15 protein-coding genes, 4 pseudogenes and 1 other annotated feature are annotated in these 19,921 nt (G+C 70.1%); of the genes and pseudogenes, 9 read left to right on the forward strand and 10 right to left on the reverse strand.

Annotated elements, in window-relative coordinates:
- Positions 1-929: HlyD family type I secretion periplasmic adaptor subunit (locus V3T34_RS25150; RefSeq protein WP_331369312.1), on the forward strand; the 929-nt coding region annotated here is incomplete at its 5' end.
- Between the two features lie 218 nt (positions 930-1,147).
- Here the strand turns inward: V3T34_RS25150 and V3T34_RS25155 are convergent.
- Both V3T34_RS25155 and V3T34_RS25160 read right to left on the reverse strand, forming a co-directional pair.
- A pseudogene (locus V3T34_RS25155) lies at positions 1,148-1,372 on the reverse strand (transposase); the annotation flags it as partial.
- Positions 1,373-1,611: 239 nt separating this feature from the next.
- Positions 1,612-1,962 (reverse strand): lysozyme family protein, encoded by a 351-nt coding sequence (locus V3T34_RS25160; RefSeq protein WP_305079412.1) that lies wholly within the window; start codon positions 1,960-1,962, stop codon positions 1,612-1,614.
- Positions 1,963-2,222: 260 nt separating this feature from the next.
- On the opposite strand from V3T34_RS25160, the gene V3T34_RS25165 reads away from it, so the two are divergent.
- On the forward strand, positions 2,223-3,068 hold the full coding sequence (locus tag V3T34_RS25165) for a hypothetical protein (RefSeq protein WP_305079411.1): 846 nt from the start codon (positions 2,223-2,225) through the stop codon (positions 3,066-3,068).
- 184 nt (positions 3,069-3,252) lie between these two features.
- Positions 3,253-3,932: pseudogene (locus tag V3T34_RS25170) on the forward strand (IS3 family transposase); the annotation flags it as partial.
- A 66-nt stretch (positions 3,933-3,998) separates the two neighbouring features.
- On the opposite strand, the gene istB reads toward V3T34_RS25170, so the two are convergent.
- The gene (gene istB / locus V3T34_RS25175; protein ID WP_305079410.1) at positions 3,999-4,793 is read right to left on the reverse strand and encodes an IS21-like element helper ATPase IstB; all 795 of its coding nucleotides are present in this window, start codon (positions 4,791-4,793) and stop codon (positions 3,999-4,001) included.
- On the reverse strand, positions 4,790-5,833 hold the full coding sequence (gene istA / locus V3T34_RS25180) for an IS21 family transposase (protein WP_305079408.1): 1,044 nt from the start codon (positions 5,831-5,833) through the stop codon (positions 4,790-4,792). Before istA ends, istB begins: the two co-directional genes overlap by 4 nt.
- A gap of 84 nt (positions 5,834-5,917) precedes the next feature.
- Between istA and V3T34_RS25185 the strand changes: the two are divergent.
- Positions 5,918-6,430 (forward strand): annotated as a pseudogene (locus V3T34_RS25185) (integrase core domain-containing protein); the annotation flags it as partial.
- Positions 6,431-6,463: 33 nt separating this feature from the next.
- On the opposite strand, the pseudogene V3T34_RS25190 reads toward V3T34_RS25185, so the two are convergent.
- Both V3T34_RS25190 and V3T34_RS25195 read right to left on the reverse strand, forming a co-directional pair.
- Positions 6,464-6,952, reverse strand: a pseudogene (locus V3T34_RS25190) (transposase); the annotation flags it as partial.
- Positions 6,533-6,671, reverse strand: a sequence feature (AL1L pseudoknot). It overlaps the preceding pseudogene by 139 nt.
- Before the next feature lie 776 nt (positions 6,953-7,728).
- Positions 7,729-10,674: a bifunctional diguanylate cyclase/phosphodiesterase gene (locus tag V3T34_RS25195; RefSeq protein ID WP_305079407.1), complete on the reverse strand. Its 2,946-nt coding sequence runs from the start codon at positions 10,672-10,674 to the stop codon at positions 7,729-7,731.
- Between the two features lie 320 nt (positions 10,675-10,994).
- Here V3T34_RS25195 and V3T34_RS25200 point away from each other — a divergent pair, with 320 nt between their 5' ends.
- The 3 genes from V3T34_RS25200 (at position 10,995) to V3T34_RS25210 (ending at position 12,219) form a co-directional block, all read left to right on the forward strand.
- Positions 10,995-11,153: a hypothetical protein gene (locus tag V3T34_RS25200; RefSeq protein ID WP_167543865.1), complete on the forward strand. Its 159-nt coding sequence runs from the start codon at positions 10,995-10,997 to the stop codon at positions 11,151-11,153.
- Between the two features lie 300 nt (positions 11,154-11,453).
- A complete protein-coding gene (locus tag V3T34_RS25205) occupies positions 11,454-11,702 on the forward strand; it encodes a hypothetical protein (RefSeq protein WP_305079406.1) in 249 nt (82 codons plus the stop codon).
- Between the two features lie 106 nt (positions 11,703-11,808).
- Positions 11,809-12,219, forward strand: a complete 411-nt coding sequence (locus V3T34_RS25210) for a hypothetical protein (RefSeq protein ID WP_060845219.1) — start codon at positions 11,809-11,811, stop codon at positions 12,217-12,219.
- A 22-nt stretch (positions 12,220-12,241) separates the two neighbouring features.
- Here the strand turns inward: V3T34_RS25210 and V3T34_RS25215 are convergent, their stop codons facing one another.
- Together V3T34_RS25215 and V3T34_RS25220 are read right to left on the reverse strand one after the other, a co-directional pair.
- A complete protein-coding gene (locus V3T34_RS25215; RefSeq protein WP_305079405.1) occupies positions 12,242-13,993 on the reverse strand; it encodes a sensor histidine kinase in 1,752 nt (583 codons plus the stop codon).
- A gap of 159 nt (positions 13,994-14,152) precedes the next feature.
- Positions 14,153-16,690, reverse strand: a complete 2,538-nt coding sequence (locus V3T34_RS25220) for a PAS domain-containing protein (RefSeq protein ID WP_305079404.1) — start codon at positions 16,688-16,690, stop codon at positions 14,153-14,155.
- 298 nt (positions 16,691-16,988) lie between these two features.
- Here V3T34_RS25220 and V3T34_RS25225 point away from each other — a divergent pair, with 298 nt between their 5' ends.
- On the forward strand, positions 16,989-17,234 hold the full coding sequence (locus tag V3T34_RS25225; RefSeq protein ID WP_060845217.1) for a (2Fe-2S)-binding protein: 246 nt from the start codon (positions 16,989-16,991) through the stop codon (positions 17,232-17,234).
- Between the two features lie 33 nt (positions 17,235-17,267).
- On the opposite strand, the gene bfr is transcribed toward V3T34_RS25225, so the two are convergent.
- A complete protein-coding gene (gene bfr, locus V3T34_RS25230) occupies positions 17,268-17,765 on the reverse strand; it encodes a bacterioferritin (protein ID WP_048435018.1) in 498 nt (165 codons plus the stop codon).
- A gap of 139 nt (positions 17,766-17,904) precedes the next feature.
- Positions 17,905-19,008 carry a GTP cyclohydrolase II RibA gene (gene ribA, locus V3T34_RS25235; protein ID WP_244533404.1) on the reverse strand — a complete coding sequence of 368 codons (1,104 nt, stop codon included), beginning with the start codon at positions 19,006-19,008 and terminating at the stop codon, positions 17,905-17,907.
- Between the two features lie 196 nt (positions 19,009-19,204).
- On the opposite strand from ribA, the gene V3T34_RS25240 reads away from it, so the two are divergent.
- A complete protein-coding gene (locus tag V3T34_RS25240; RefSeq protein WP_060845216.1) occupies positions 19,205-19,747 on the forward strand; it encodes a cytochrome b in 543 nt (180 codons plus the stop codon).
- Positions 19,748-19,921 lie beyond the last annotated feature (174 nt).

A 19,921-nucleotide genomic window follows, 5' to 3' on the forward strand; every position in this document is an offset into this window, starting at 1 on the left:
TCGGCCAGTACGTCACCACCCGGGACGCGTTCGAGGCGCAGCTCGCCGAGAAGGTCGCGACGCAGGAGCGCTTCACCGCCAGCATCGCGGCGCGGATGCGCCTCCAGGCGGTGCTCAAGGAGCGCGCCGACATGCGCGAGACCCTGGTGGCGAAATCCGCCGGGACGCGCGCGGCGGTGATCGACGCGGTGCAGCAGGTCGAGCAGGTCTCGGCCGACCTCGCCTACGACCGCGGGCAGCTGACCGAGGCCAAGGCGGGCGCGGTCTCGCTGCAGCGGCGCATCACCCAGCTCACCAGCGAGACGGTGGCGCGCCAGTACCAGGCACTGACGGAGGCAGCGCAGAAGCGCGACGCCCTGGTGCAGGACGTGGTGAAGGCCACGCTCAAGCGCGAGCGGACCCAGCTCAAGGCGCCGATCTCCGGCACGGTGCAGCAGCTCGCCGTGACAACGCTCGGGCAGGTGGTCACCGCCGGCCAGCCGCTGATGGTGGTGGTGCCGACCGACGGGCCGATCGAGGTCGAGGCGCAGGTCCAGAACAAAGATATCGGCTTCGTGCTGCCCGGCCAGGAGGCGGTGGTGAAGATCGACGCCTTCCCGTTCACCCGCTACGGCTCGATCGACGGTAAGGTCGTGCGGGTGTCGCGCGACGCGGTCGACGACCGCGAGGCGGGGGGCGGCAGCGACGCTTTGTCGGTGGCGCGCGGCCAGGGGCTCAACCCGGTGACGGGCACGCAGAAGACCCAGAACCTGATCTTCCCGGTGACGGTGGCGCTCTCTCGGACGGTCATCAAGGCCGACGGCAAGGACGTGGCGCTCACTCCCGGCATGACCGCGACGGTGGAGATCCGCACCGGGCGGCGCCGGGTGATCGACTACCTGCTCTCGCCGGTGCGCGAGACGACCGCGACGGCGGGACACGAAAGATGAGAACAATGCACGTCGCCTAACGCAACACCACATGCCGGCGATCCGTGCGACCACGCTATAGCTTGTCATCTATACGTTAATAACTGATACAATCGTACTTAAATACTAAGTCGTACGATGTATGGGAATTTAGCGAGGGATCATACGCGCTCTGGCTCAGCATTTTGTAAATTTCAGGCAGAAAAGCAGGCATCGACGATTGTCTCGTAATTGGGGGGATTGGCCACGAGCTGCTTGAGCTTACAGTTCTCCTCCTCCAGCTGCCTCAGGCGCCGTAGCTCGCCCGTACCGAGGTCGCCGTAGAGCTTCTTCCAGGGGTGAAACGTCGGCTCGGAGATGCCCATCTGGCGCAGCACTTCCGCCACCGGCGTCCCAGTTTCAGCCTGTTTCAGTTCAAAGGCGATCTGCTCCTGGGTAAACCTGCTCTTCACGGCTCCGCCCATCCCGTTAGGGGCTCACAAAACCGGAAGGTTCGCACTCACGCCGGACCAAAGCCATGGGGCGGACGTCATCCACCCGGCGACGCCGCTGTTGACCGGGACGGGCGTGAGAGAGCTGTGCGGCACAGCGACAGCCACAACGACCACAGGCGGTGCTATGGCCATCGCCAGGGCGGTAGCGCGCCCCTCGCTCACCCGCCGGCCCCACCCGCCGCCAAACCGCGGCCAGGTCGAGAGCGCCTTCAGGAAGGCGAGCCTACTGGCGCATAGGGTCCCATCAGCATTCTGGTGACTCGATATGCTACGGCGGCCAGCGTGATAGGCCCGAGCTTGCCGTCATCCGCCACCCCAATGGCCCGCTGAGGCCGATGATGGCCCCTTCGGTCGGCTCTTGACGGCGAAGTCGTATAGCGCGTAGTCCAGACCGGCGGTGAGGCTATCATCCTGAATCTTGTCTCAGAAGCGCCGACGGTAGATTGGCGCCACTTGGCGACGATGAGCGCTTTCGCCGCAGGCCGACCGAGCCACGGCCTCAGTGTGCCGAGCATGACGCCTAGATTTGTTGGGCCGCCTGGGTCTTGCGGGTCGTCCAACCAACCTCCGTCCTACTTCAGGACAAGCGAATGCGCCCGCTCGAACGTGCTCGCAGCCATGGCATCTTAGATTGTCACAGGTGATGGGGCAGCAGATCTAAATAGGCGTTCGTTCCGGTGGCTATCGGCAACGCGGCCATCGCGAATACATACACTTGGTGTTATGACCTGCCTCATGCGCCGAGGCACTTCGGCTGCGACGCGAGATGCGAACCATGAAACATGCGATAATATTTTCTTCGTACGTTCCAGATCGCGACGTGTCGCACCGCATCGGCGAATACTATATTGAACTTATAGGGAGGTATTTTTCTGATAGTGACATTTATATTGGGATCAACCAGGGATCTAGCGATAAGTGGCGAAAAATGATTGCCAAATCAGGGCTGCGGGCGATCGTGGCCGATGTACCGCCCCACCTATGGGTAAACTCCAATGTCGCCGGATTTCAAGCTGCCCTGAGCGCGCTACGAGATAGCAATGTGCGATACGATCATTATTGGTTCGGCCATTCTAAGGGCACGACACATAGTACGTATGAAGAAGCCGATCTTCTTCGATGGGTCATAGAGAAAGATTTTTGGACACGCCGTGCAGAGATTGAGGCCGAGTGTGATCCATTGACTTGCGGCGCGGTTCCAGCACTTCCTATGCCAGCCGAAAGCGCAAACACAAGCGTTGCGCTGTATTTGAGAAGTATTTACAACGCACCATACCGCCCTATCTTCTATATCCCCACATATACTTATTTCGGAATGGGCGGGAGATCGCTCAATATATTTTTAGAGAAGGCGTCAAAGCGATTTTTCGCAGAAAATATTTTGAATGGGCCGGGCGTCTCGAGGTACTTTTTTGAAGGTGGGTTCTCTTGGATCGCCGACATGGCCGGCTTCGAGCCATACCTTTTGAAAAAGGAAACGGACGGTCGAGAACTCTTAATTCCAACTTGCGAATGCAATCCGAACGATTTTGAGCTGAACCAGCTAAAGGTTGCAAAAATGATCGAGGCTTGGAAAGCCGACAAAATATCGTATTATTATAATGGATGGGGCGGTTTTTTGGAAAGCACTAGATATAGAAATCTGATCAACACCCGGCCTTCATAGGACGGCGGCCTGACCTTGGTCGGTATCTATATCTCACTATCGAGCGTGATGAATATATTGCCCGGCGCAGCGATTCCGGCAGGGGTTACGGCCACCGTTACATTGATTGGAACGACAGCTGGTCAGCCCCCATCGGAGTGGTCCGCCCTGAAGTATGGCTCTGAGCCGACGGAGGACGGACGTGATGGGAACGAAGAAGCACAAGCCGGAAGAGGGGGTGGCCAAGCTGCGGCAGGTGGACGTGCTGGTCTCGCAAGGACAGAGCGTGGCTGATGCGATCCGAGGTATCGGCGTGACGGAGGTCACCTACTATCGTTGGCGCAAGGAGTTCGGCGGGCTGAAGTCCGACCAGGTGCGCCGGATGAAGGAGCTGGAGACCGAGAACCAGCGGCTGCGTAAGGCGATCGCGGATCTCACGCTCGTTAAGCTGATCCTGCAGGAGGCCGCCCGGGGAAACTTCTGAGCCCCGCGCGCTGGCGCGCCTGCATCGAGCATGTCCGGACCGTGCTGACAGTCTCCGAGCGGCGCGCCTGTCGCGCCTTCGGACAGCATCGCTCGACGCAGCGCAAGGTGCCGCGGGGGAGAGACGACGAGGCGGCGCTGCTGGCTGACCTGATCGAGCTGGCGCGCCGGTACGGCCGCTACGGCTACCGCAAGATTGCCGCCCTGCTGCGGGCGGCGGGCTGACTGGTCAACGACAAGCGGGTGGAGCGGCTGTGGCGGCAGGAGGGGCTGAAGGTGCCGGCCCGCCAGCCCAAGAAGGGTCGGTTGTGGGACGGGGATGGCTACTGTGTCCGGCTGCGGCCCGAGCATCGCGATCACGTCTGGTCCTACGACTTCGTCGAGGCGCGCACGCACGGGGGGGTGTCAACGCCGATTGAAGTCTGACCCACCTTTGGCTTTGTCGCCGATCGTAACCTGACCCACCCCTCACGCAGGAACGTCTGGTTCCCGCACTGGCCGCGCCACCAGTCCGGCGCGCCGCTTGTCCTTCAGCCGGTAGCTCTCGCCGGTGATCGTCACCACGCTGGCGTGGTGCAGCACCCGGTCCAGCATCGCCGCCGTCAGCACCGCGTCGCCGGCAAACGCCTGGTCCCACGCCCCGAACGAGAGGTTCGACGTCAGGATCATCGCGCCCCGCTCGTAGCGCTTGGCCGCCACCTGGAAGAACAGGTTCGCCTGCTCGTGCGCAAACGGCAGGTAGCCGATCTCGTCGACGATCAGCAGGCGGTAGAGGTTCACCGCCCGGTGCATCGCCTCCTTCAGGCGCCCCTGGCGCTGCGCCGTCTCCAGCATCGGGACCAGGTCCGCCGCACTGGTGAAGCGCACCTTCATCCCGCGCTGCGTCGCCAGGTAGCCGAGCGCGATCGCCAGATGCGTCTTGCCCACGCCGGACGGACCCAGGAACACCACGTTCTGCGCCCGCTCCACGAAGGCCAGGCTGGCCAGTTCCTGGATCTGCGCCCGCGGCGCTCCGGTGGCGAAGCCGAAGTCGTAGCCCTCCAGCGTCTTCACCGCCGGGAACCCCGCCACCCGGGCGAACATCTCCCGTGCCCGGGTGCGCCGGGCCTCGCGTTCGGCGCGCAGCACCTCTTCCAGGAAGACGGCGTAGGGCGTGTCGCGCTCGGATGCCGCCTGCGCGAGCGCGCCGTAGGCCGCGGGTACCGCCTGCAGGCGCAGCTCGGCGCGGAGTTCGGCCAGGCGGGCATGCTGCAGGTCGCTCATGCCGGTTCTCCCGTCATCAGGCCCGAGAGCCCGTCGTAGAGCGCCAGCGGGTGCTGCAGCCCGACCACCGGATGAGCGGGAGCCGGCACTGCCGGGGCCTGGATCTGGCGCACCGAGCGGCCGCCATAGGGCGGCGGCACCGGCTGCAACTGCGTCCGTTCCACTTCCAGGCGCTCGGCCGGCACCGCGCCGGTCGTGGCATGGACCCGCTGGTTGGCAACCGTGCGCAGCCAGCGACCCGCCGCCAGGTTGGCCGCCTCCCGGTCGAGCACCAGCCCCTCCTGGCCGAGCCGGCTGGCCAGCGGCACGTAGAAGCTGCCGCGCAGGTAGCGGATGAAGCGCTCGACCTTGCCCTTCGTCTGCGCTCGCCCGGGCTGGCACAGCCGGGGCCGGAAGCCGCAATGGCGGGTGAAGTCCAGGAAGCCGGCCTGGAAGCGGTGACGGCCGCGGCCGTAGGCGTTCCGCTCCACGACCACGGTGCGCATGTTGTCGTAGAGTACCTCGCGCGGCACGCCCCCGAAGGCCAGGAAGGCGTTCTCGTGGGCGGCGATCAGCGTCTCGAGGCGCTCGTCGGTGACGAACTCGAGGTAGGCCGCCCGGCTCCAGCCCAGGGTCGCCACGAACACCGAGAGCCGGTCGGCCCCGCGCCGCATCACCGCCCAGTCGACCTGCATCTGCTCGCCCGGCGCCGTCTCGAAGCGCACCACCGGCTGCGGGGCGGGCGCCGGCGCGAGGCTGGCGACGAACTCCTTGAGCATCGTGTAGCCGCCCGCATAGCCCCGCTCGCGCAACTCGCCGAGCAGCACGCTGGCCGGGATCCGCTCCGGCGCCGCAGCCGCGAGGCGCTCCACCACGTAGTCCTTGAACGGGTCGAGCTTGCCCGGTCGGGGTGGCCGCCCCTTGTAGCGCGCCGCCGCCTCGTCGCGCAGGTAGCGCCTCACCGTGTTGCGCGACAGACCCGTCGCGCGGGCAATCTCGCGGATGCCCTTCCCGTGCCGATGCAACACCCGGATCTCCAACGCTGCCTCCTCACCCACCATCCGGGCCTCCTCCCGCAGAAGGAGCCCAGCCTACGGCCTGGGTCAGGTTTCAGTCGGCGACTGGGTCAGTTTCACACCGGCGGCTACAACGGGCGCAAGGTCCGCCTGCTGAACGTCATCGACGAGTTCACCCGCGAGTGCCTGGCGATCCGGGTAGCGCGCAAGCTCAAGGCACCGGATGTGATCGATGTGCTCTCGGACTTGTTCATCCTGCGTGGCGTACCTGCACACGTTCGCTCTAACAATGGAACTGAGTTCATCGCACAATCTGTGCAGAGGTGGATCGCCGCCGTGGGCGCAAAGACGGCATACATCACGCCTGGCTCACCGTGGGAGAACGGCTACATCGAGAGCTTTAATGCGAGGACACGGGACGAGTTGCTGAACGGAGAGATCTTCTACTCTCTGCGGGAGGCGCAGATCCTGATCGAGAGTTGGAGAAGACACTACAGCGGGGTTCGGCCGCACGCCTCGCTTGGCTACCGCCCGCCGGCCCCGGAGGTGTTCGTGCCAGCCTTAACCGCTTGGCCGGCTGCGCTCGCCCGACCGGCTCCGCCGGCCAAGCTACCCGTGGTGGAAAGGCCCACGGTCCACTAACATTCTAATCGGGCCACCTCGTGGGGGCTGATCATCGCTGCGAGCACGAACCGTTTGCTTCTCGGGATCGGCACGTCGGGCGGCATGCACGTAGTAGGTTGACAGGGCGATCGGCAGCACCCTGCAGATCGGCCTCATCCTGAGGCTCTCGAAGGACGACCCCGTAGACCTCCCGATGCTCGTCGATGAAGCTGATCATGGCCGAGACCGGCAGTCGAGCTCCGCCATCGCGAAATACGCACTCGCCTTGCGCAGGATCTCGTTGGTCTAGCGTAGCTCGCGAACCTCTCGTTCCAGCGCCTTGATCCGCTCGCGCTCGTCCGTCATCTGACCGGGTCGCAGACCTTGATCCCGCTCGGACTGGCGCACCCAGTTCCTCAGCATCTCGCTCGAGCAGCCGATCTTCGCCGCGATCGACTGGATCGCTGCCCATTGCGAGCAGTGCTCGCCTTCATGGTCGCGCACCATCCGCACCGCGCGCTCGCGCACCTCAGGGGAAAACGGGGCTGTTCGCTTCGTCATGGCTCCATGCTCTCAGAAGTCGGAGCCTCCGGGAAAAACGGGGCGGTTCACCGCTCAGTGCTGGTCGTTGCCAACAACATGACGTTGATCCTTCGGGCCGGCCGGTCCAGTGGGAGCGTGCGATCAACGCCGAGCTCGCGCATGCGGGGTTCTATGACGAGGGCGGGATGGCGGCGCTGATCTGCGCCGGCACCTTCGGGCTCTTTGTCACCGTGGGCAGGCACGGCGCGCAGTCGTTCGATCAGCACTATAACCCGCCGCTCGCCATGCCATCGACGCTAGCTATCCGGTCAAGGCCCCGGTCGCCAACCTCGCCCCACACCTGCCGGTGGACGCGAACGCGCCGCCCAGAGCCTCCCCTTGGGCTGACCGTTAGGCAGTCCGTTCGTTGCGAGGCAATTGGCCGGCGATGGACCCAAGGCCTCGCCGATTGCGGCTAGCCTCTACATGGCCGCTGAGTCCTTCGGATAGATGCGCTCGAAGGCGCAAGGGGCCAAACCCGCAAGATTTTTTTGCCTCCCTATGAGGCCTTCTCCTGACCCTCCCCGTGGTGGCCGAGGCCGATGCTCTTGTTATTGGAGCCGATGCGCCGAGGCACCTCGTCATTGACCTCCCTGACCGCACGAACGAGATTCCGAGCTGGCGACGCATTAGCCCGTCTTGCCGGGCGCGACACCGGCACGGAGCCCTTAGATCGGGCGGTCCCCACCCGCGACCTCGTGAGATTTCGGAACGAGCGGGATCCGCGTCGCGGCGGTAGCGACCGCCGTCGCATGTCATGCGGCCTCGCCAGGGGTACGTCCGCCCGGGCCGTCCCGTCCGGTCCGCATCGCCGACCGAGGCCTTTCGCCCGGCCCCTCGGCCCAAACCGTTCCGTCCCCAATCATCGCCGTGAGCCGCTCGACCGGCTGCGGCTTGCCGAACAGGTAGCCCTGCATCTCCTCGCAGCCCTCCTCGGCGAGGAAGCGCATCTGCCCGTCGGTCTCGACGCCCTCGGCCACCACGCCGATGCCGAGGCTGCGGCCGAGCCCCAATACCGCCCGCACGATCACGGCGGCGGAGGGACGCTGCTCGAGCTGGCTGACGAAGGAGCGGTCGATCTTGATCTTGTCGAACGGGAAGGCCTGGAGCGTCGCCAGCGACGAGTAGCCGGTGCCGAAATCGTCCATCGCGATGCCGATCCCGAGCGCCTTCAGCCGTCGCAGCACCGTGAGCGCGCGGGCCATGTCGTTGATGATGACCGTCTCGGTGATCTCGATCTCGAGCCGCTCCGGCGGCAGGCCGGTCTCGGCGAGGATCGCCCGCACCCGCTCGGGCAGGTCGGCCTGCTGGAACTGGCGCGGCGAGAGGTTGACGGCGACCTTGAGCGGATGCGCCCAGCCTGCCGCCTCCCGGCAGGCCGCCCGCAGCACCCACTCGCCGAGCGGCACGATCAGGCCGGTCTCCTCGGCGAGCGGGATGAACGCGCCGGGCGGCACGAGGCCGCGCGAGGGGTGGCTCCAGCGCACCAGGGCCTCGAAACCGACGAGCCGGCCGCAGGCCGAGCGCACCTGGGGCTGGTAGTGCAGCATCAGCTCGTCGCGTACCAGGGCGTGGCGCAGATCCGCTTCCAGCAGGCGCCGCTCGGCGAGGGCCGCGTCCATCGCGGTCTCGAAGGCGCGGGCGGCGTTCCGCCCGTCCGCCTTCGCCTTGTAGAGCGCGAGGTCGGCGCGCCGCAGGATCGTCTCTCCGTCGGTCCCGTGCGCCGGGGCGAGGGCGATGCCGATGCTCGCGCCGACCTCGACCGACTGGTCGCCGATCGCGACCGGGCGGCCGATCGCCCGGATCATCGCCTGCGCCCGCGCCGTCGCGTCCCCGGCGCCGTCGACCGAGGCGACGAGGACCGCGAACTCGTCGCCGCCGAGGCGCGCCGCGAGGTCGCCCGCCGCCAGCCCGGCGCCGAGGCGCTCGGCCACCGCCTGCAGCAGCGCGTCGCCCGTCAGGTGGCCGAGGGCGTCGTTGACCTCCTTGAAGCAGTCGAGGTCGAGGCACAGGACCGCGCAGGATCCGCCCGTCTCGGTGATCTCGGCCAGGCGCCCCTCCAGGCGCTCGCGGAATAGGGTGCGGTTCGGCAGGTCGGTGAGCGCGTCGTGGGCCGCCATGTGGGCGATCCGCCGCTCGGCCTCCTTGCGCACGCCGATGTCGCCGTGGGTCCCCACGAGCCGCATCGCCCGGCCGTCGGCACCGCGCGAGACCACCTTCGCCCGGGTCAGGAACCAGCCCCAGCTCCCGTCCTTGCGCTGCAGCCGGTGCTCGCACTCGAAGACCGGGATCTCCCCGGCGAGGTGCCGGTCGAGGAGCCCGACGACCGCCGCCCGGTCGTCGGGATGGATCAGCGAGCGCCACGTCCAGGTGTCGGAGGGCAGCTCGCCCGGCGCGTAGCCGAGCAGCTGCCACCAGCGGTCCGAGGTCCAGGCCTCGCCGGTGCGCAGGTCGCAATCCCACAGTCCGTCGCTGCCGGCATCGAGGGCCAGCGCCAGGCGCTCCTCGCTCTCCCGCAGCGCCTCGTGGGCGAGGACCATGTCGTCGATGTCGAGGGCGGTACCGATCCATTCGACGACGGCACCGTCGTGCAGGACCGGCACCATGACGATCTTGTACCAGCGGTAGTCGCCCGACAGGTCCTTGAGCCGCGCCTCCGTCTCGAAGGTGCGCGCCTCGGCTTCCGCGATCCGCCACGCCGCGGCGATCGCCTCCCGGCCGTCCGGATGGTGGCTGGCGAAGCGCTGCTCGCGGGAGGAGACGCCCGGCCCGAACAGGGCCTGGAAGCGCCGGTTGGTGTAGACGGTGTAGCCGTCCGGGGGCATGACCCAGACCATCTGCGGCAGCGTGTCGGTGAGCGCCCGCATGCGCTCCTCGCTCGCCACCAGGGCGGCCGTCCGCGCGCTCAGCACCCGGTTCATCTTGCGCAGGCGGTCCGCGGCCAGCGCCAGGGCCGCGCAGCCGAGCACCGCCAGGGTGACGACGGCGATGACGGCGGCGAGCGCGGCATGCGGCAGGCTGTCGACGACCGCGTCGGCCTGCGGGTCCGGGACGACCTGGACCGCCGCCATTACGAGGAAATGCAGCACCGTGATCCCTGAGGCCATGAGGAGGCTGGCGCCGACGAGGCGTCCGCGTTGCCCCGTTGGCGGCGCCCCGCTTGTCCTTGCGCGAGGCAGAGCCCCGCCGTCGGCCGCCCGCGGCAGCGCCAGGAGGGCACCGTAGGTCAGGACCATGCCGGCGACGATGGCCGCCGCCGCCAGGGCCGGGTCCACGACGAAGCTGCCCTGGATCCGCACGCCCCGCAGGCCGGTGATGTGCATCGCGGCGATGCCGAGGCCCAGGATCAGGCTGGCGGCGATCACCCGGGTCCTGTCGCGGGAGCGCCGCAGGAGGGCGAAGGCCGCGAGCGCGCTCGCGATGCTGGCGAGGAGCCACGCGAGCGTGATCGCCGGGTCGTAGCTCACGCCCACCCCCGGATCGTAGCCCAGCATGGCGATGAAGTGCGTGCTCCAGATACCGGCGCCGGCCGAGAACGCCGCACCGGCGAGCCAGCCGAGGGAACCCCTGCCGTGCTCGGGGCGCGCCTGCTCCAGCAGGTGCAGGGCGGTGTGGCAGGAGAACCAGCAGACCAGCGCCGCCAGGGGAACGGCCCAGGCGGTATGCTCTGCCGTCAGGCAGACGAACGCACGATGCATCATGTCCTGCCGTGACGCCAACGTTGCCGGCAACCTGCCTCAGAGGAGCTTAACAAAGGGCACCCGCGGCGAACAGCGCCGGCGTCCGACCGCAATCGTGCCCGGATGACCGCCCCTACCGGCGCGCGATCGGCCGGACCTATCCGCCCGCCCGACTGGTCCTCGACTGGCGCGACGGTGCCCGACCGAGCCGGAGAACTGGTCGAGGCCCGGGTTTCGCACAGGAGGCGGCCGGTCGTCCGGCACCGGCCGGTGCGGCGCGCGATCATCGCCACGGCCGGCGTGTAACGATTTGTTAACCATTGCGGCGCACTGATTCGACCATGTACTCACAGCTCCGCCGTTACGGCTGGCGCCCTCTCCAAGCGGTCGGCCACGTCACCCTCGCCCTCGCCTTGCTCGTCTTCGGCCTCGCCTGCGTCGGAGCCGACCTCCTCGGCGGATGGGAGCGTGCCGCGCAGCTCCTCTCGGGCCAGGGCTGAGCTTTTCCGGGCGCCGCGGGGGCGACGGCCGCTTCCGGGGCCGCCCCGGTTGCATCCGCAGGCTCGGCTGTTAAGCTTGGCCGTGCCGGCACGCCTCGCATGATCCGCCGCCGCGCCCGACCGGGCCGCCCTGCCGCCGCCCGCCCCGCGCATCGTGACGGATGCCGCCAACCCGGGCCTCACCTCGCTTGCGCCGACGCGAGGCTCCCTCGGGCCCGCGTCCCATCGGCCGTGCCGCCGGCTCGCCCGCGTCCGCGCCGGCCCGCCGCGCGTCCGGCCCCCGAACCAGGACCCGACGCGATGATCGATCACCGCCGCCGCCTCCTCAGCCGCGCCGCCCTCGCCGAGGAGGGCCGCATCACGCTCCGGCGCGACCCCGACCGGGCCTGGCCCGGCGACCACAGCCGGCTCTGCGCCCTGGCGAACGACGGCGACCTGCTGTTTCTCAGCGAGGAACCCGGTCCGCTGCCGGGCGGCGCCTGCGCGGCCTGGCGCATCACCGCGCAGGGTCGCGCCGCCCTGGGGGAGAGCCCCTCCGCCCGCCCGTAGCGGCGGCTCCCGGGGCCCGGCGCCGCACCCGTGCTTCACATCCGGCCGCCGCGTCCCCACACTGAAGGGGCGGGGCAGTGGCCCGGGCAGGCCGTCGAGGTGAGCGATGGACTACGTCTGCGACGTTCCCGGTGGGAAGACCTGGTTTCGCATCGAGACCGAGGCGGAGGCGATCCGGGAATCGGCCCTGATGGGCCATGCCGTCGAGAAGCACTTCCGCCAGGCCCAGAGCCGCGCCGAGGCGTCCTACGTGCCGCCGGCCGGCGGTCCCTTCGTCGAGGAGCGGATCGGCCTCAAGGGGCACCTGGCGCGGACGATGCCGCGCTTCTTCACCCTGCGCGACGCCGAGGGCAGCGGGCTCGCGACCGCGATGGTGCCGGCGGGCGCCGGCTGCCCGATCGTGGTCGGGATCGGCAACGCCGACCCCTACGTCGCGCACGAGGAGGCGATCCGGGGGCTCGGCACCCATCTCGGCATCCCGCTCGAGCGCAGCCGCTGCTATCCCTACGGGCGCTGACCGCCCAGCCCGGCGCCCGCGCTCACGCGGCCTCCGTGCGCGCCGTCTGTGCGCTGACGGCGAGCGGCACCGCGATCCGGCAGACCAGGCCCCCTTCCGCGTAGTGGAGCGCGACCTCGCCGGCGAGCTCACGCTCCAGGCTCGCCCGGATCAGCCGGGTCCCGAAGCCGGTCCGGCTCGGCGGCGCCACCGCGGGACCGCCGCTCTCGCGCCAGCGCAGGACGAGCGTCCCGGTGCCCGCCCGCCCCTCCAGCGACCACTCCACCGCCACCTGGCCGGCCTCGGCCGAGAGCGCGCCGTACTTCGCCGCGTTGGTGGCGAGTTCGTGGATCGCCATGCCGAGCGGCAGGGCCACCGCGGGAGTGAGGGAGACCGGCGGTCCTTCCAGCCGGATGCGGTCGGCCCGCCCGCCGGCATAGGGCTCGAGCTCCGCCGACAGGATGCCCGACAGCCCCGCCCCCTCCCAGTGGTTGGCGGTGAGCACGTTGTGGGTCTGGGACATCGCCAGCAGCCGGGCCTCGAAGCTGCCGGTGAAGTCGGCGAGCGAGGCCGCGCTGCGGGCGGTCTGGCGCGCCATCGACTGCACGGTGGCGAGGGTGTTCTTCACCCGGTGGTTCAGTTCGTGGATCAGCAGGTCCTGGCGCGCGTCGGCGGCCCGGCGTTCCTCCTCCTCCCGGGCGAGGGCCCGCGCCGCGGCCGTGAGCGCGTGGCTGATCGCCTGCGCCTCCCGCACCGCCGAGCCCGGCACGGTCACCGCCTCGCCCCGGCCGAGGGCGGAGGCCGCGATGGCCAGCCGCCGCAGGGGCCGGGCCAGCAGGCCGGCGGCGAACCAGCCGATGCCGGCCGCCACCGTCGCGACGACGAGGCCCCACAGCAGGATCTGCCGGCGCAGGTCGGTCACCGACGCGAAGGCGGTGCCGGCGTCCTGGCGCACCAGCACGGTCCAGCCGAGACCCGGGAAGTCGCGGTAGCCCCGGGTCGGCCGGAACCCGGTGAGGTAGCGCCGGCCGTCCGGCCAGGTCTCCGTCTCCGTGCCCGAGCGCCCGTCCCGGGCGCTGGCGACGCTCGGAAGTTCCGCCGGCACGCGGGTGCGGCGCAGGCCCTCGGGGCCGAGCAGCACCGTGCCGTCCCGGGCGAGCACCATGATGGCGAGGTCGCGCGGGGTGCCGGTGGTCTCGCGCAAGGAGGCCTCGGCCGCTCGCGCCCAGGCCCAGTCGAGATGGCCCGAGACCACGCCGACGAGCTGCCCGGCATCGTCCCGTACCGGGGCGGCGATGTCGAGCACCCGGGGCGGGTCGGCCGGGTCGTGGTGCGGGTCGATCGTCGCGAGCAGAACGACGTCGTGGACGTCGCCCACGAAGGGGCTGTGACGCCCGTTGGTGAAGTATTCCCGGTGCCCGACCTCGGCGCCTTCGAGTGCGCCGGTGCTCGTCGCCTGGATCCGGCCGTCGACGCCGACCAGCCCGATGATGGCGTAGTCGGGATAGGTTTCCTGCGCCCGCCACAGCACGCGGCGCTTGCGCGCGAGCGGGGCGGCGGGGTCGCGGATGGTGTCGTTCTCGGCCAGGATCACGATGTCGCGCCAGCGCTCGAACAGGCCGCGGTCGAGCCGGCCGGCCATCATCCCTGCGACGTCGGCGAGCTCGGCCTCGATGCGCGCCTCGAGCCGCTGGCTCGCCACCCGGGACGCCACCAGGGCGAGCACCAGGGTCGCCACCAGTCCCACGGTCCCGAGACCGAGCGCCAGGAAGACACGGAGCGGCGGCTGCGGCACGGGACGATCCGCGAGAGGGGAGGGCGCGAGGGGCGAGGGGCGGGATGCCCTGCAGGTGCGGGCCGACCTTAGCCCAAGGCGAGCGCCCGGAGATAGCCTCGCCTTGCCCCGCTTCCCCGGCCCCGTCCTCGTGGCGCGTGCGGGGTGCAGGCGCGGGGCTCAGCCCGGCTCGATCATCGCCCGGACCTTGGCGGCGAAGGCGTCGATGGCGAAGGGCTTCGTGATCATCCGCATGCCCGGCGCCAGGTGGCCGTTGCCGAAGGCGGCGTTCTCGGCGTAGCCGGTGATGAACAGCACCCGCAGCCGGGGGCGCGCCGCCAGCGCCTCGTCGACCATCCGGCGTCCGTTGAGGCCCGGCAGCCCGACATCGGTGACGACGAGGTCGATCCGACCGGGCGCCTCGAGGATGCGCAGGCCGGTCTGCCCGTCGGGCGCCTCGATCACCCGGTAGCCGAGCTCGGTCAGGGTCTCGCCGACCAGCGCCCGGACGGTCGCATCGTCCTCCACCACCAGTACCGTCTCGCCATGCTCGGCCCGCGGCACCGGCAGGCCCGCGGTCGGCGCGGGCTCGTCCGCGATCCGGCCGAGATGGCGGGGCAGGTAGAGCTTGACCGTCGTGCCCTGGCCGAGTTCCGAGTAGATCCGGACGTGCCCGTCGGACTGCTTGGCAAAGCCGTAGATCATCGACAGGCCGAGGCCGGTGCCCTCGCCGATCGGCTTGGTAGTGAAGAACGGGTCGAAGGCCCGGGCGATCACGTCGGGCGGCATGCCGGCGCCGGTATCGGTCACGCTGACGCAGACGTACTGGCCCGCCCGCACCCCGATCTCGCTCGCCACGTAGGCGTCGTCGAGATGGGCGTTGGCGGTCTCGATGGTGAGCCGCCCGCCCTCCGGCATCGCGTCGCGGGCGTTGATGCAGAGGTTGAGGATCGCGTTCTCGAGCTGGTTGGGGTCGCAAAGCGTCAGCCACAGGCCGCCGGCCACCACCACCTCGAGCTGGACCCGCTCGCCCAGCGTCCGGCGCATCAGCTCGTCCATCGAGCTCACCAGGCGATTGGCGTCGACCGCCCGTGCCTCGAGCGGCTGGCGCCGCGCGAAGGCGAGCAGCCGGTGGGTGAGCGCCGCGGCGCGCTGGGCCGAGGCCATGGCGAGGCCGGCGTAGCGGGTCAGGTTCTGCGTCCGGCCCTCGTTGATGCGGGTCTGCATCAGGTCGAGCGAGCCGACGATGCCGGTGAGCAGGTTGTTGAAGTCGTGGGCGATGCCGCCGGTGAGCTGGCCCACCGCCTCCATCTTCTGCGACTGGCGCAGGGCCTCCTCGATCCGGGTGCGCTCCTCGATCTCCGCGGTCAGCCGGGCATTGGCCTCGGCGAGCGCCGCGGTGCGCTCGGCCACCTCGGCCTCCAGCGCCTCGCGGCGCTGGCTCAAGGTCTCGCGGGCCCGGACCTGGTCGTCGATGTCGGTGCAGGTGCCGAACCAGCGCTCGATCGCCCCGGTGGCGGGGTCGCGGATCGGCATCGCCCGGCCGAGCACCCAGCGATAGACTCCGTCGCGCCGGCGCAGGCGGTACTCGATCTCGTAGGGCTCGCCGGTGGCGAGCGAGTGGCGCCAGCGCCGCCAGGCCTCCGGCTGCTCGGCGGGGTGGAAGATCGCGTTCCAGCCCTCGCCGTCGGTCGAGCCCTCCGGCATGCCGGTGAACTCGTACCAGCGCGGGTTGTAGTAGTCGTGGTAGCCGTCCGGCAGCGTCGACCACACCATCTGGGGCATCGATTCGGCGATGGCCCGGAACTTCAGGGCGCTATCGGCGAGCGCCGCCCGGGCCTCCTTCTCGGCGGTGATGTCGACGCCGAGCAGCTGCAGGTCGGCGATCCCGCCGTCGTGTCCGCGGCGCGGCACGTAGCGCACCAGGGCGTGGCGCCCGTCGGCGCCGGGATGGGGCGCCTCGAACGACACCGTCTCGCCCGCCAGGGCCCGGGCGAGGAAGGGCCGGCGCGCCGCGTAGGCCGCCTCGCCCAGGATCTCGCGCAGGGACCGCCCGACGGTCTCGGCCGGCGCCCGCCCGAACCATCGCGAGAAGTTGCCGTTGGCGAAGCGGCAGATCTCGTCGCGGTCGAGGGCGGCAATCAGGGCAGGGGCGGCCTCGGTGATGCTGCGCAGGCCGTCGCGGTCGGCCCGTGCCGCGGCGAGGTCCGCGTGAAGGCCGATCTCCCGCGCCGCCTGCCGGCCGAGAGCGACGAGGGCCGCCGCCGCCTCGGCCGACAGCCCGTCGGGCCGCGCCGCGGTATCGAGCACGCACAGGGCGCCGAGCGGCCTGCCGTCCCGGCCGGCGAGGACGAGGCCGGCCAGGAAGCGCAGGGCCGGCGAACCGGCCACCGCCGACAGCTCGGCGGTGCGCGGGTCCCGGGTCAGGTCGGCGACGACGATGGTCTCGTCGCCCGCGAGCCGGCCGAGGATCGCCGCCTCGTCCGGGACCAGGCCGGGCGGCAGCGGGCCGCAAGCCGGCACCCCGGGCCGCAGGACCATCGCGTAGGCGGTGCCGCAGACCGTGCGGGCGAGGCGGGCGGTGTCGACTAGGCCCTGCTCGGCCAGATCAGGCCCGCCCGAGGCAAGCCCGCCCGAATCATTCCTGCCCGAGTCGCGCCCGGCCGCGCCCTGCCGGTCGGCCGCTTCCCTCTCTGTGCTGTCGACGTGCCTGCTCATCGTCCGATCGTCGCGGCCCCGCATCCCTCGTCCTGACCTTGCCGACCTTGCGGCATGGCCGATAGACGGGCCGCGCCGCGCAGGCAACCGGCGAGGGCCGGGCCCGGTTTCCGGGCCGTCAGGGTGTCGCCCGCGCGGGAGCCGCCCTGCGGCGCGATGACCGGCCCGGCCCGGTTGCAGAATCGGGCGCTGCGCGGTAACTTGTTGATTATGTTGTAGTTTTCAAAAGTTCTAATCTGAGAGCGGTGGGCGGGAGCAGTTCCCTCGGCGCTCCACGGATCGGGTGCCCCGTCACAGCATGATCGTCTGTTCCTGCAACGTGCTCTCCGATGGCCAGGTGCGTGCCTGCCTCAATCCCGGCCCCGGCTGCCCGCGCACGCCGGCGCAGGTCTATGCCTGCCTCGGCTGCAGCCCGAAATGCGGCCGCTGCGCCCGCACCATCCGGGGCATCCTCGACCGGGCGCTGGCCGACACCCACGCGGCCTGCACCACCACCTGCGGGGCGGCCTGCACCCTGAAGGAACTGGAGGAGGCCGCCGCCTGACGGCGGCCCCGCTCTATCGCGGTCAGGCGAGGATCACTCGACTTCGGGCTCGATCTTCTCGAGACCGCCGATGTGGCGCTGGGCGTAGAGCGGCAGGCCGACCTGGCGGATCAGCTCCTGCTGGGTCTCGAGGAAGTCGATGTGGCCTTCCTCGTCGGCGGCCAGGTCCTCGAAGAGCTGCTTCGACACCCGGTCGTTGATCGAGTCGCAGTACTTCGCGGCCTCGAGATAGAGGCTGCGGGCCTCGACCTCGGCGGCGAGGTCGCACTCGATGATCTCCTGCACGTTCTGGCCGATCCGCAGCGGGTCGAGCTCCTGCAGGTTCGGGAAGCCTTCGAGGAACAGGATCCGGTCGACGAACCGGTCGGCGTGGTTCATCTCCTCGATCGACTCCTTGCGCCAGAACTTGGCGAGGTCGATGTAGCCCCAGTCGTTCAGCATCCGGAAGTGGAGCCAGTACTGGCTCACCGCGGTCAGCTCGCTGCGCAGGCCGCGGTTGAGGTACTCGACGACCTTGGCGTCACCCTTCATCGCTCGATCTCCCGTATCGATCGTCCGTCGGGGCCGGCGATGCCGGCCCATCCGGTGCCTTAGCTATCAGCGAACGTGACGCAGGGCCACCGCGGCCAGATCCTTACACCGCTTTTGGTCGGCGCAGCGATCCCGATGCTCACGCCTCGCTGCACGCGAAGGCGTCGAGGTCGAGAGCGTGGCCGGCCCGGTCGCGCTTGGCCGTCAGGTAGCGGATGTTCTCGGGCGTGATCCGGCCGAGCGCCCGCTGGGTCTCGACCACCGTCAGGCCGGCGGCCTCCAGGCTCGCGGCCTTCTCGGGGTTGTTGCTGACGAGGCGGACCCGGGTCACGCCGAGCGCCGTCAGCATCGCCGCCGCGAAATCGAACCGGCGCTGGTCGAGGCCGAAGCCGAGGGCCTCGTCGGCCTCGTAGGTGTCGAGCCCGCGCGCCTGGAGGTCGTAGGCGCGAATCTTGTTGGCGAGCCCGTTCCCGCGTCCCTCCTGGTCGAGGTAGAGCACGATGCCGCCGCCGTGCTGCGCCATCCAGCCCGCGGTACCGCGCAGCTGGTCGCCGCAATCGCACTTGAGCGAGCCGAACAGGTCGCCGGTGAGGCAGGCCGAGTGCAGCCGCACCGCCACCGGCTCGGACAGGTCCGGCCGGCCGATCACCACCGCCACCTGGTCGCGCAGGCCCTCGCCGCCGCGGAAGACCACGAACTCGCTGTCGGGCGCGCCGGCGAGCGGCACCGGCGCCCGGCTCACCGGCCGCAGGGCGGCCGCCTGCCGGGCGGGATAGCGGGCGACCGCCCCTGCCTCGACCGAGAGCGTGCCGGGAGGCGCGGCCTCGCCCGGCACCACCAGCACCGCCGGCAGCACCTGGGCGAGCGCCATCAGGGCGAGCGCCGCCTCGTCGCCCGGGGAGGCCGGGGCCACCGGCGCGTCGATCCGCCCGTCGAGGCGCAGGGCCAGGGTCTCGATCCGGGCCGGATCGAGCGCCGACAGGGCGACCGCGCCGGGCTCCGTGCGCCCGGGGACGCCGAGACGGCGCAGGCGCGGCGCCGGCAGGACGAGGCGGGCGCCGGTGCCGGCGAGCGGCGCCAGGAGCGCGGTCGTGGTGTCGTCGAGCGCCTCCGCCGAGAGTGCCAGCACCGGATCGCGGCCGCGCAGGGCCACCGGCCGGCCGGCGCGGATCTCCGCCAGCGCCCGCTCGACGTCGATCTGGTCCCGGCCCGCGGCCGGGTCTAGGATGCTGCTGCTCTTCATCGTGACCGACATCATCGACCCTGACAGAGGCGGCCCCGGCGCCGTCGTGGCGGGAGACCGTGCGGTGGACCCGGGACGCACGCCGCCGTGGTTGCACCGCACGGCATGTGGGAAGTCCGGTTCCGCTTTCCCCGGATCCCTCCATCAACCTTTCGCGATTGTCCAGGTTAGCCATACACCCCAGGAGTGAGGCCGCATGACGCTCCGTGCCACCTACGCCCCGTCCCAGAAGGCGCTGCACTGGGCGGTCGCCGCCCTGGTCCTCGTCCTGGTGCCGATGGCGCTCGCGATGGCGAACTGGCCGGACGGCGCGGTGAAGAACGCCCTCTACGAGTGGCACAAGTCGGTCGGGCTCACCGTGCTGGCCCTGGCGCTCGCCCGCCTGCTGGTGCGCGCCGCCCGCGGCGCTCCGCCCTTCGTCGCCGGCCTGCCGGCCTGGCAGCGCCGGGCGGCCCGGGCTTCCCACCTCGCGCTCTACGTCCTGATCGTGCTGGTGCCGCTGCTGGGCTGGGCCGGCACCTCGGCTTGCTGCGCGCCGGTGATGCTGTACTTCACGCTTCCCCTCACGCTGCCGGTCTCAGGCGGGATGCCGGTCGGCGAGGCGATCCTCAAGGTGCACCAGGTCGCGGCCTTCACGCTCGTCGCCCTGGCGCTCCTGCACGCCGGCGCGGCGCTGCACCACCACCTCGTGCGGCGCGACGGAACGCTGCGGCGGATGGGGTGGGGGAAGGCGGGATGATCGACGGTCGAGGTCGCGGCACGATCCTGGGGTCGTGCGCGATGTCCCGCCGGCAGGACCGACGATCTCGCCGGCGTGGGGATGCGGCTACGGACGGGCGGCGAGAGACCGTTGCTTAACGATACATCTTTCCCCGATCGCAGCCATTTGCCGGGCATCGTCGCTCCCGCCCGG

This window comes from Methylobacterium ajmalii (assembly GCF_036448855.1).
Classification (GTDB): Bacteria; Pseudomonadota; Alphaproteobacteria; order Rhizobiales; family Beijerinckiaceae; genus Methylobacterium; species Methylobacterium ajmalii.